Origin of the sequence: Clostridium sartagoforme, assembly GCF_039521405.1 — a bacterium.
Lineage (GTDB): Bacteria > Bacillota > Clostridia > Clostridiales > Clostridiaceae > Clostridium > Clostridium sartagoforme.
The window spans coordinates 144,286-157,478 of sequence record NZ_BAAACH010000037.1 but is presented as its reverse complement, the minus strand read 5'-3'; the positions used below and the strand labels follow the sequence as shown (position 1 = coordinate 157,478).

11 protein-coding genes and 1 other annotated feature are annotated in these 13,193 nt (G+C 27.4%); of the genes, 8 read left to right on the top strand and 3 right to left on the bottom strand.

The genetic code is table 11. The features are described from left to right. The first annotated feature begins 13 nt into the window (after positions 1-13). The 7 genes from mglC to ABDZ60_RS14645 all read left to right on the top strand — a co-directional run bounded on the left by mglC (position 14) and on the right by ABDZ60_RS14645 (position 8,757). Positions 14-1,036 (top strand): galactose/methyl galactoside ABC transporter permease MglC, encoded by a 1,023-nt coding sequence (gene mglC / locus ABDZ60_RS14675; protein ID WP_016206148.1) that lies wholly within the window; start codon positions 14-16, stop codon positions 1,034-1,036. A 21-nt stretch (positions 1,037-1,057) separates the two neighbouring features. Then, entirely contained in the window at positions 1,058-1,225 is a 168-nt protein-coding gene (locus tag ABDZ60_RS14670; RefSeq protein WP_172655026.1) for a hypothetical protein, read from the top strand. Positions 1,226-1,400: 175 nt separating this feature from the next. Then, positions 1,401-3,011: a response regulator gene (locus ABDZ60_RS14665; protein ID WP_343779063.1), complete on the top strand. Its 1,611-nt coding sequence runs from the start codon at positions 1,401-1,403 to the stop codon at positions 3,009-3,011. 10 nt (positions 3,012-3,021) lie between these two features. Beyond that, positions 3,022-4,812: a sensor histidine kinase gene (locus tag ABDZ60_RS14660; protein WP_016206146.1), complete on the top strand. Its 1,791-nt coding sequence runs from the start codon at positions 3,022-3,024 to the stop codon at positions 4,810-4,812. Then, a complete protein-coding gene (locus ABDZ60_RS14655) occupies positions 4,812-5,783 on the top strand; it encodes a substrate-binding domain-containing protein (RefSeq protein ID WP_343779061.1) in 972 nt (323 codons plus the stop codon). The genes ABDZ60_RS14660 and ABDZ60_RS14655 overlap by 1 nt, the downstream gene beginning before the upstream one ends. Positions 5,784-5,810: 27 nt before the next feature. Continuing rightward, positions 5,811-6,854, top strand: coding sequence for a galactose ABC transporter substrate-binding protein (locus tag ABDZ60_RS14650; RefSeq protein ID WP_343779059.1), 1,044 nt, complete (start codon positions 5,811-5,813; stop codon positions 6,852-6,854). A 131-nt stretch (positions 6,855-6,985) separates the two neighbouring features. Further along, positions 6,986-7,229: a binding site (T-box leader), on the top strand. Positions 7,230-7,464: 235 nt separating this feature from the next. Continuing rightward, positions 7,465-8,757: a dicarboxylate/amino acid:cation symporter gene (locus ABDZ60_RS14645; protein ID WP_343779057.1), complete on the top strand. Its 1,293-nt coding sequence runs from the start codon at positions 7,465-7,467 to the stop codon at positions 8,755-8,757. A 108-nt stretch (positions 8,758-8,865) separates the two neighbouring features. Here the strand turns inward: ABDZ60_RS14645 and trxB are convergent, their stop codons facing one another. Continuing rightward, entirely contained in the window at positions 8,866-10,527 is a 1,662-nt protein-coding gene (gene trxB / locus ABDZ60_RS14640) for a thioredoxin-disulfide reductase (RefSeq protein WP_343779055.1), read from the bottom strand. 145 nt (positions 10,528-10,672) lie between these two features. Beyond that, positions 10,673-11,236: an alkyl hydroperoxide reductase subunit C gene (gene ahpC, locus ABDZ60_RS14635; protein WP_016206142.1), complete on the bottom strand. Its 564-nt coding sequence runs from the start codon at positions 11,234-11,236 to the stop codon at positions 10,673-10,675. A 506-nt stretch (positions 11,237-11,742) separates the two neighbouring features. Between ahpC and ABDZ60_RS14630 the strand changes: the two genes are divergently transcribed. Then, a complete protein-coding gene (locus ABDZ60_RS14630) occupies positions 11,743-11,997 on the top strand; it encodes a TIGR04540 family protein (RefSeq protein WP_016206141.1) in 255 nt (84 codons plus the stop codon). A gap of 130 nt (positions 11,998-12,127) precedes the next feature. On the opposite strand, the gene ABDZ60_RS14625 is transcribed toward ABDZ60_RS14630, so the two are convergent. Next, positions 12,128-13,129 (bottom strand): tetratricopeptide repeat-containing glycosyltransferase family 2 protein, encoded by a 1,002-nt coding sequence (locus tag ABDZ60_RS14625; protein ID WP_343779053.1) that lies wholly within the window; start codon positions 13,127-13,129, stop codon positions 12,128-12,130. Between the last annotated feature and the right edge of the window lie 64 nt (positions 13,130-13,193).

Genomic DNA, 13,193 nt, shown 5'->3' with positions numbered 1-13,193 from the left:
AGAGGTGTAACTTATGAACAAAGTTAAATTAAATAAAGAGTCCTTACAAAATTTCTTACTGAATTATGCATTGTATATAGTATTATTTATAATGATAGTGTTCTTTGTTATAAAGGAACCAGGATTCCTTTCATTAAAGAATCTTACTAATATTTTAAGCCAAGCATCAACTCGTGGAATACTTGCGTTAGGAGTAGCGGGACTTATTGTGCTTCAAGGTACAGACCTATCAGCAGGACGTATATTAGGCTTTACAGCTATAATATCAGCATCATTATTACAATCAACAACATATGCTGCAAGAATGTATCCTAATTTAAAAGCATTACCATTAATATTACCAATGTTTTTAGCAATAGTTATTGGTGGTATATTTGGGGCTATAAATGGATTTGGTGTTGCAAAATTGAAGGTCCATGCATTTATTATTACTTTAGGTACTCAACTTATAGCTTATGGAGCATCATGTTTGTATATTGATAGGCCTCCACTAGGAGCTCAACCAGTTGCTAATTTAGATGAAAGATATACTAAATTTGTTAATGGATATTTAAGATTAGGTAGTGTAGAAATACCATATTTAATATTTTATCTTGCAATTGTAGCTGCAATAATGTGGTTTGTATGGAATAAAACTAAACTTGGTAAGAATATGTTTGCTATAGGTGGTAATCCAGAAGCAGCAGCAGTTTCAGGTGTAAACTTAGTTAAGAACATAATGATTATATTTATAATATCAGGTGTACTTTATGGATTAGCAGGTTTCTTGGAAGCAGCAAGAGCTGGATCTACAACAACAAGTACAGGGTTTAACTATGAATTAGATGCAATTTCAGCCTGCGTTGTTGGTGGAGTATCATTCACTGGTGGAATAGGAACAATTCCAGGAGTACTTATTGGAACAGTTTTACTACAAGTTATAAACTATGGATTGAACTTTATTGGAGTAAATGCTTATTGGCAATATATAATAAGAGGTTTAATAATAATAGTAGCCGTTTCATTAGACGTAAGAAAATATATAGCTAAAAAATAATCAAAAAGGGAATGATGTTAAATGCAAAATGAAACTGTAAAGGAAAATATTAAAGAAGAAGTTCCCAAAAAAACAGTTAGAGATACTTTATATGGTAACTTAGATGTATCAGTTAAAACAATGGATAGGTTTCTTGCAGTGTTATTTATATTATTAGCATTGTCATTAATCATAGGTGTATTAGTATAAATTTTAAATATTAATCATAAAAATAGGATAAGATTTAGGAAATCTTATCCTATTTTTTTGCATTTAAAACATTTACATAAAAATAATTATAAAAATGTGCTATAATTATTTTGAGTATTTAGACAATTGAATGTACATATTTATGGTTATACATATATTATTTGGGAGGTTGTTTATGGGGTTATATAAATTAATGATAGTAGATGACGAAGAAGAAATAAGGCTTGGTGTAATAAAAAAAATAAATTGGGCAGAACAAGGTTTTGAAGTGGTAGGAGATGCTGAAAATGGGCAAGAAGCTTTAGAAATGGCAGAAAAACTTCATCCGGATGTTATAATGACAGATATTAAAATGCCGTTTATGGATGGTCTAGAATTAGGGAAAAGAATCACAGATATAATGCCATCTACTAAAATAATAATATTTTCTGGATCAGATGATTTAGAATACGCCCATAAAGCAATTAAAATAAATGTTGTGGAATATGTTTTAAAGCCCATTAACTCTATTGAACTTATAGAAGTTTTAAAAAGATTAAAAGAAAAACTGGACAAAGAGTATGATGCAAAAAGAAATGTAGAAATATTAAAAAATCATTACTTAGAAAGTATTCCAGTAATAAGAGAACAATTTCTTGTAGGAGCTTTAGAAGGAAGAATAACTAAGGAACAATGGGTTGAAGATGAAAAAAAATTAGGATTAGATTTTATAAATAAATATTTATCTGTATCACTAATTGGAAGAGATGGTGCAATAAGTTATGATTCAGAAGGAGAAAGTTTGCAAAATGATGTTGGACTAATATCTATATCTATAAAAAATATAGTAGATGAAATTATGGCAAACTATTGCGAATTTATAAGTTTCCCATACTCAGATAAAGTAGTTGTTTTAGCTACATTTGATGAAAAAGATAAAATAATGAGATTTATAAAAGGATTAAATGAAGTAATTAAAGTATTTGAATGTACTTTCGGAAGTACAATATCAGCAGGGATAGGAAGGGTATATGATGACATATCAAAGATAAGATTTTCATATAGCACTGCACAAAGTGCATTAAGTTACAGACCTATTTTAGGTAATGGAAAAACTATATATATAGAAGATGTGGAACCAGATAATTCTATACAATTACAATTTGATGAACAAGAAGAAATTAAGTTTCTAAATGCAATAAAATTATCAACAAAAGAAGAAATTAAGGAAATAGTTGAAAATATATTTAGAAAATTAGAAGAATCTTTTGTACCACTAGTAAAATATAGAATATATATAATGGAAGTATTGACCTCGTTATTAAAATTAACTCAAACTTACAATATAGAAATTAAAGAGGTCTTTGGAGAAAACTTTAATTGCTATGTATATTTAAATGAGTTAGATTCAATAGAAGAAATAAGATTATGGTTTATAGATAAATCTATAAAATTGAATGAGCTTATAAAAAAGGAAAGAATCAATTCATCAAAACTTTTAGTAGAAAAAGCTAAGGATTATATAAAAAATAATTATAATGACTATGAAATGTCAGTAGAAAAGCTTTGCTCAAAATTACATGTAAGTCCAACCTATTTTTCTACTATATTTAAAAAGGAAACTGATATGAGTTTTGTAAATTACTTAACATCAGTACGGTTAGAAGAAGCAGTAAAGCTATTAAATACTACAGATGATAAAACTTATATAATAGCAACTAAAGTTGGATACCAGGAAGCAAATTATTTTAGTTATGTATTTAAAAAACAATTTGGAATATCACCATCAAGGTACAGAAAGAATTGAGTGAGTTAATATGTTAGGTTCTATTAAAAAGAAAATAATAGGTTATTATAGGAAAGCAAGTTTTAAATATATAATATCTATATCTTTTACAATAGTAGCTGTTATTGGAATGATAGTTGTAGGTGGAGCACTTTATTTAAGATTTATTAATTCAACAGAAGAAATGGTTTCTAAAAATAATAAATCCATATTGGAACAAGTTAATTTAAATTTAGATGCTTACTTAAGAAAAATGATGAAAATATCAGATACTATATATTATAGAGCAATAAAGAAAACTGATTTATCAACTGAAAGTATAGATAAGGAAATGGATTTAATTTATGAAGCAAATAAAGATTATCTTATAAGTATAAGTTTGTTTTCAAATTATGGAGAGGTAATAGCCTCATATCCATTACAACAATTAAAAAATAATATAGATCCAAGAGAAAATGAGTGGTTTAAAAGTGCAATAAACAGAAGAGAAAATTTACATTTTTCTACGCCACATGTACAAAATTTATTTTACGATCCTAATTATAAATATACATGGGTAGTATCATTAAGTAGAGCAGTAGAACTTACTGAAAGTGGAAAGATTAATGGTGGAGTACTTTTAGTAGATATGAATTTCAGTGGAATAGAGCAAATATGTAAAAATGTTGATATGGGGAAAAATGCATATGTTTATCTTATAGATAGGGATGGAGAAATAATATATCATCCAAGGCAACAACTGATATATTCCAATTTAATAAAAGAAAATAATTATGAAGCAGCAAAATATGAGGATGGAAATTATATTGAAAATTTTCAGGGAAATAAAAGATCGGTAACAGTAAAAACTGTTGGATATACAGGATGGAAAATAGTAGCCATATCTCCAATGGCAAATATAACAGAAGATTATTATCAAATTAGGATATTTGCTATATTTATAATGCTTTTTGGGATATTCATATTAATATCACTTAATATGTTTGTATCATCACGTATAGCAAATCCCATAAAAGAGTTAGAAAAATCAGTTAATGAATTTGAAAATGGAGTAGTTAGCTTAAATATATCAGAAAAAGGCTCTTATGAAATACAGCATCTTGGAAAAGCAATAAAATCTATGGTAAAGCAAATGAATATACTTATGAAAAATGTAATGAATGAGCAGGAAGAAAAAAGAAAAAGTGAACTAAATGCATTACAAGCACAAATAAATCCTCATTTTTTGTATAATACTTTAGATTCTATTATTTGGATGATAGAAAATGAAAATTATGATGGCGCTATAATAATGGTTACAGCATTAGCAAGATTTTTTAGAATAAGTTTGAGCAAAGGAAAAAATGTAATAACAGTTAGAGATGAATTAGAACATGCGAGAAATTATTTAACAATACAAAATATAAGATATAAAAATAAATTTACTTATGATATTAAAGCAGAAGAAAATACTTTGAACCTTGCTAGTATTAAACTTATAATTCAGCCATTAATTGAAAATGCAATATATCATGGTATGGAATATATGAGTGGAGATGGAGATATAATGGTACAAGCTTATATAAAGAATAATGATTTATATATAGATATCATTGATAATGGGCTTGGCATGCCTCAAGAAGTAGCAGATAAATTATTAATAGGTGAAAGTAATATCCAAAAGAAGGGGTCAGGAATAGGATTAAGAAATGTTCATGAGAGAATAAAATTATATTTTGGAGAAAACTATGGATTAGAGGTATATAGTGAGCCAGACGAAGGAACTACAATAAGCGTTCATATGCCATGTATTGATTACTATAGTATTAAGGAGGAGAAATAATGAGAATAAAGAAAAAACTCATTTTTATAGTTTTATTTATTATGCTTATATCCTCATTTTTAATACTTTTAGAAGAAGGCAGAAAAAAAGAAGTCAGGGTATATGATATTTCAGTGATAGTAAGAGGAAGAAATAGCGAGGGATGGAGAATAATAAAAGAAGGAATGGAACAAGCTGCCTCTGAAATGAATGTAAACATAAGATTTCTTACTCTCCTAGAAGAAAATAGTATAAAAGAACAAAAGGAATTAATGGAAAGAGAGATTAATTCAGGAACAGATGCAATATTAATAGCTCCAGCAGATTATCAAGAAATGGTCAGTATAATAGAAAGCTCAAGAAGAAAAGTACCAATAATTTTATTTGAATCAAGAATAGAAACAGATCAAGATATACCGTATATATCTTGTGATAATTATAAACTAGGACAAAGTTTAGCAGAAGAAGTTATAAAGAATGGGAATACTGATAAGAAGATTTCTATAATTAAAAGTGATTTAAGCTGTAGTAGTATTAATGAAAGATACTTAGGATTTATAGATGAAATAAGTAATAGTAAAAATAACTATGAATTTTTAGAACTTCCAAGTGATGAAGTTCAGCTTTACAATAAGATGAGAGATATTATGGAGAAAAGAGAAACTGATGTGATAGTTGCATTTGATCCCAATATTTTAGAAAGCATAGGAAGAGTTAAAAAATATGTTATGAATGATATTAATGGAAAATCTAATATTGAGCTATATGGTACAGGTAGTACGAGCTTGATTATATCATTAATTGAAGAGAAAATAATAGACTCAATTGCTATACAAAATGATTTCAATGTAGGGTACTTAAGTGTAAAAGCTTCTGTATCAGAAATAGAAGAAAGTACATTAGATAGAGGCATAATAACATCAACAATAATAAATAGTAGAAATATGTATTCTAAAGAAAATCAAAGAATGTTATTTCCATTTGTTAGATAAACAATTCAATGCTTATAGGAGGTCAAGGTGAAGAAGGGGAAAAATTTAATTAATATGTTTAGTTTAATTCTAATATCTACTCTTATTATAGGCTGCAATGAAGATAGTAATATTAAATCTAAGAAAGAGATAAAGATAGGGGTAACACTATATAGACAAGATGATACTTTTATATCAACGATTACTAAAAGTTTAGAGGAAATAGCAAAAGAGAATGAAAATAATGATAGAACTAAAGTTATACTTGATTTTGTTGATGCTAAGGGGAGCACAATAAATCAAGGAAATCAAGTAGATAGATTTATAAATCAAGATTATGATGTTATATGTGTTAATTTAGTTGATAGAACAGCAGCATCAACAATAATAGATAAATCAAAATCAGCCGATATACCCATAATATTCTTTAATAGAGAACCAGTAGAAGAAGATATGAGTAGATGGGATAAGTTATATTATGTAGGTGCTCAAGCAGAACAATCAGCACGATTACAAGCTGATATAATTGTAGATGAATGGATATCTAAAAAGGTTTTAATAGATAAAAACAAAGACAATAAAATTCAATATGTTATGCTCGAAGGTGAACCAGGACATCAGGACTCTCTAATAAGAACAGAATACTGTATAAAATCAATCACCGAAAGAGGAATAGAATTAGAAAAGTTGGCAGATGATAGTGCAAATTGGCAAAGCGATCAAGGAATAACTAAGATGAATCAATGGATTAAAGAATTTGGGGATAATATTGAAGTTGTATTTAGCAATAATGATGAAATGGCACTGGGAGCAATACATGCAATTAATGCTAATAATGTATTTACTCAAAAACCACTTGTTGTTGGAATAGATGGCATAAAAGAAGCTATGGACTCTGTAAAAAAGGGGGAGATGGCTGGAACTGTAATAAGTGATTCTAAGGCACAAGCCAAAGCTATTTTTGACATTGCAATGGCATTATCTACAGGACATAATATAGAAGAAGTGGAAGGTATTCAAGATAATAAGTATATAAAAGTAGGACATACAAAAATAACATCTAAAAATGTGGATTTATATATTGATAAATAAAATTACTCAAGGAGCTTTCGCAAGATGGCTCCTTTAAATTTATGGTTAAAATTGTAATAAAAATAAGCTATATTTTATATTGACAATGAGGAAAATATAAAATATAATTTAATCATAGTAATCCGATATGATTAAAGACAATGAAGAGGAAAAGTAATTAATATAAATTTTTACAGAGAAGGCTAATTTGCTGAGATAGTCTACTATTTTATTAATGAAGTGCACCTTAGAGTTTAAAATCCGAAATTTTTAATAGGGTTTTATGGGTTCTCCCATTATAGAGACAAGGTATTATTGTACCTGAAAGAGATGGATATATTATAATTATATATCTAATCAGAGTGGGACCGTGGAAGTTTACCTTCTGCCTCTGTATTTACAGTGGTGGTAGGTTTTTTTATTTGTACTATCTCTAAAATGTTTAATAAAAGGACATAATATGGGGAGTATAAATTTATTAAAGATTACTTTTGATATAGTTAATCTCTAAAGAACAGTTAGATAAAATCTAAGAATACAATATTTAAGAAATTATCTTAAGAAAGTTTGCAGGCCAGCAAATAAAATTTATTAATCTAATAATTTAATTTAAATACTAGGAGGAATTAAAATGAATATTAATTTAATATTAGCTATCATATTATCAATAGCAGCACTATATGTAATTTATTTAGTAAAATCAAAAACTGGAAAGTTTTCTTATTCAACATTAACAGCTTTAACATTAGGTTTAATACTTGGAGCAATATTCAAGTCAGATATAAAGTTTATTGAAGTTCTAGGTAAGGGATATATATCATTAATTAAAATGATAGTAGTTCCATTAGTTATGGTATCAATAATAACTAGTATAATTAGACTTAAAAATTTAGATACTTTAAAAACAATAGGTATTAAAACTTTAGCAATATTGCTTGGTACAACAGGGGTTGCATCAATAATAGGTATAGTTATGGCAAAAGTATTTAATCTAGGACAAGGAATAAACTTTGCTGCTGTAGAAGGATTTAAAGCAAAAGAAATACCAGCTTTTACAAAAGTAATATTAGACTTTTTACCATCTAACCCAGTAGCATCAATAGTAAACAATCAAGTTATTCCAATAGTTATATTTTCACTTTTTATAGCTATAGCTTTAGTAATTGAAGATAATAAAAATCCTGAGAAGATTAAACCATTTAAAGATTTTATATTATCAACTTATGAATTAGTTTTAAGTATAACAAGAATGGTATTACAATTTATACCGTTTGGGGTGTTTGCACTAATTGCAGTAGCAGCAGCATCAAATGGAATGGATACAATAAAATCATTAATTAATGTTATTTTAGCAGTATATATAGCTTGTATATTACAAATATTATTAGTTCATACTCCTTTAATATCATTTATTGCAAGAAAGAATCCATTGAAGTTCTTCAAAGATATTTTCCCAGCTCAAGTTGTAGCTTTTACAAGTCAAAGTAGTTATGGAACTTTACCTGTAACAATAAAGAGCTTAGTAGAAAATGCAAAAGTTTCTGAAAATATAGCAAGTTTTGTTGCTCCACTTGGATCAACAATAGGAATGAATGCTTGTGGAGGAATATATCCAGCAATAGTTGCAATATTTGTAGCAAATGTATTTAATGTTGATATGACAATGTATCACTATTTCTTAATAGTATTAACAACAATTGTATCATCAATAGGTATAGCAGGGGTTCCAGGTGCAGCAACTATGTCAACAACAGTTGTTTTATCAACTTTAGGATTACCTATAGAAGGAATGGCTATGGTAATGGCTGTAGATGCTATAATTGACATGATGAGAACAGCAACTAATGTTACAGGGTCTGCAGTTGCAGCCTTAGTAGTTGATGAAACTGAAAAAAGAAAAGAAAATAAAGCTTTAAAAGCTTAGTTAATATAATTATTTAAAATCTTAAATTAAGATAGTATATAAGTAGCTTTGATGTTAGAAGAAATAATAAAGAGGGAATTCAAATTTGAATTCCCTCTTTTTATGATATTATTTAAGTAATTTTACTATATCTTCAAGTTTCTTACCACCAAAATATACTTTAGAATCATTTATTATTAGTGCAGGAACACTCATAATTTTATGTTTATCTTTGATGTCTTTAAAGTTTGATAAATCTAGCATTTCTGTTTCAATATTAGGATTTTCTATAGCTATCCTTTGAGCTGCAGTTACAACTTCAGGGCAAACATGGCAAGAAAGAGATACTGCAACCTTAATATTTATTCGATTATCTATAGATTTAATTTCATTTAATATACCTTCATTTAATTCTTGACCTGGACCAGCTAAGTTATAAATAGCTAGGATAAATGAATTTAATTCATGACCTCCAGGTACTCCATGGAACTTAACACCACTATAATTACCGTTTTTATCTAGTAGAGCAACTATAGGATATTTATCTGCATGAACTTTATCTTCCATTTCAGTATTTTCACCTTTTTTATAGATTATAGACGATACTTTATCACTTAAATCACATATATCTAAAACTAAATCTCTTAATTCTAGTGATTTAGAATTATTTTCATCAACTATTGAAACTAATGAAATATTATTTTCTATCTTAGCTAATATGCCTTTTAATTGATTTCTTAAGGTATCATTTAATAATTTACTTCTTCCAGATAAAGCTTTATTACTAGTAGGCCCTTCTTTCTTAACTTCTACTTTTTCTTCAATAACTTTTTCTTCAACTATTCCAAGTCTCTCTTTTTCAGAAGCCACATATCTTTCAGCATCCGTTGCCGCAATAGCACCGTCTGCAACTGCTGTTACAACTTGTCTTAATAGCTTAGGTCTTAAATCACCCGCAGCATATACACCCTTAATATTAGTTTCCATATTTTCATTTGTTAAGATATATCCGTATCTATCCATTTCAATTTTGTCTTTGAAGATCTTAGTTTGTGGTTCATATCCTACAAATACAAATATACCAAATGTTCCATCTTCTTTAGGTGGGAAGTATTCAGACTTTTCATTAGTAACATTATTAATAAGCTTCACAGATCTTAAAACATCATCACCAACTGCCTCTAAAACTTCTGTATTAAATCTTATTTCAATCTTTGGATTAGCTTTTACTTTATCTCCTATAGATTTAGCACAAGTAAATTCAGGTTCTCTAGCTATTATAATTACCTTTTTAGCAAATCTAGTTAAATAAATGGCTTCTTCAGCAGCAGCATAACCTGCCCCAATTACAAGAACCTCTAAATTATTAAAGAATTCTCCATCACAAGTAGCACAATAAGCAACACCTCTACCACCATATTCTATTTCACCTGGGAAACCAAGTTTTCTTGGTGAAGCACCTGTAGCTATAATTACAGCTCTACCTTGAAGTTCTCCATTATTTGTTTTGATGGTTTTGACCTCTCCATTAAAATCAACATCAAGCACGTCTGCTGTTTGGAATTTAACACCAAAATTTTCAGCTTGAGTTCTCATGTCTGATGTTAGATTAGGACCAGTTGTCTTTACAACGCCAGGATAGTTTACAATTTCAGCAGTACTATTAATTTGACCACCAGTATGTTCTTTTTCTATTATTAAAGTATTAAGTCTTGCTCTACCAGCATATAAACCTGCAGATAAGCCAGCAGGGCCTCCGCCAATTATTATTAGATCATATATTTTATTCATAAATTCCTCCTTAAGATTCCAATTGTATTATTAGATAATAATTATTATCAATTAGTTTATTAAAAAAATAGCGAGTTGCCTCGCTAATTTTTTAATATATGCTTGATATATAATGAGGAGCGATTAACTCCTCTTATGTTTTATATTAAAGTTTACCAACTAAGTCTAAGCTTGGTACTAAAGTTTCTTCACCTGGAGTCCAGTTTGCTGGACAAACTTGATCACCATGTTCTCTCACGAATTGAGCAGCTTGAACTTTTCTTAATAATTCTTCAGCATTTCTTCCAATTCCATTTTGATGAACTTCATAAGCTTGTATTATACCATCAGGATCAACTATAAATGTTCCTCTTAATGCAAGACCTTCTTCTTCAATAAGAACTTCGAACATTCTTGCCAATTTTCCAGTAGGGTCAGCTAACATTGGATATTTAATCTTTCCAATTGTTTCTGTTGTATCAGCCCATGCCTTATGAACAAAGTGTGTATCTTCAGATACTGAATAAATTTCAGCTCCTATTTCCTTAAAGCTATCATAATGATCTGCTAAATCTCCTAATTCAGTTGGGCAAACAAATGTGAAATCTGCTGGATAGAAAAAGAATATTCCCCAGTTTCCTAAAACATCTTCCTTTGATACTTCCTTAAAGTTACCATTGTGGTAAGCTTGAACTTTAAAGTCTTCTAAATTTTTTCCTATTAATGACATAAATTTTTCCTCCTCATGTTTTAAAAATTACTATGTATTAATAATAATTATTATTTAATAAGAAGTCAATAGTATTTGAAAAAATAATTGATAAATTTTCTCAACTATCTTAAGAACTATATGGTATAAAGTATATTTATACTAAGTTGAAATAAATATTCTACATTTAACTTAAAGTATCTTTGAGGTTGATATTATTTAAGTAAAGTCAGTATTTCAGCAACTTATATAAAAAATTAAAAACTATATGCTTTCAATTCTGCTATTTTACTTAAATAAACTTATTAACTTTTAATTTTATAAGATTGTAATGAGGTAGATTATTAATTGAAACATATATGTAAAACTTTATAATATGAATAATATATACACTTAATTAATTAAATAAAAATTAATAATTTTAATACATATTGTATATAGGATATTTTTAGTATAAAATATATTTTAAAAGTAGATTTTTTATCATAAACATATTATAAAAGTAGATTTTAGGGAGGATAATATTCTTGAATAAGGGTGGAATTAGATTATATTATAAAAATCAAGAGGAACTTAGTTATGCCTTAAGAGATTACATAGATGATTATTTTGAAGGCAACATAGAGGATGAAGCTTTAGAAGAAAAAATATTCAAAGTTGTAGAATGTAATAAGGTTAAATTTTATAAAGATAATGAGATAGCTAAAAAACCAAAACAAATTTTAGGGAAAACTAGACTTAATGTATTAGAACAAATATTAATGAAAAAAAGAGAAGAATAATCTAATAATTATATTATCATGCAATAATCTATATTTTAAACTTTAAATGGTTCCACTAAAAACCTATATTATTTTATTAATGAATGTAACAAGGAGGAAAGTAGCAATACTTATCCTCCTTTTAACATTTTTAAATTAAGTTTTCTAAATCATCTAATTTAAAACCAAACATTTCTGGAATTATATTATTCATATTTATATAGTCTAGTCTAAAACAGTAAGGAGGCCCCTTAGAGTATAAACTTAAGTAAGTTTTTAAATAGTTCTTCGATTTATCTAAATCATCTATTTTTTCATAGCATATGCTTAAAAGTAGATAAATTTCTCTAAAAGCATTATATTTAATTGATAAGCTTTCTCCAATAAATATTGCTTCCTTAAAGTTATTCATTTTATAATAAGTTTTTACAATTAAAAAACTCATATAGCTTTCTATAAAATAATTACTACTTAAATCAAGAGCTTTAATATAGTTATCAATAGCTTTAGTATAATTCTTTAAAAGAAAGTATTCATTAGCAATATTGTAATAATATAAATAGTCTTTTTTATAATTATCAAAAGAAAGGTAAATAGAAAGATTTCTATTGCAACGCTTCATTAAAGATTTTTTATTATAGTCATATCCAAAGTTATATAAAAGCATCTCTGAATTCAAAACTTTATTAATATAAGAATCTTTATATATAGAATTTTTAAGACTTTCATTAATTTTTCCAGAAAAATAAAAACCAGAGTTATTTTTTATAATCCTAAGTAAATATTCACCTTTATAGGGTTTATTATCAATTATGTTTATAAGTTGTAATCTAAAGCCAAGATGAGAAGAATTATTTAATATATTTTTTAACTTAATAATTTGAGTAATATCTAATGCCTCATCACAATCAATGCATAAAATCCAATCCTTAGAGGCAACTTCTAAGGCTTTGTTTTTTGCAGCGCTAAAGTCATTATTCCATAAAAAGTGTATTACTTTAGCATTAAATTCATTGGATATATTAATTGTATTATCAATAGATCCGGTATCAATTAAAATTATTTCATCAGCAATGTTCTGTACGCTTTTAAGACATCTAACTAGATTTTCTTCTTCATTTTTAGCTATAATACAAACGCTTAAAGTACCCAAAGAAAATTTACCTCCAATAAAAGTTGTTTCACTATACAATATGATAATAAATGAAATCTGCTAA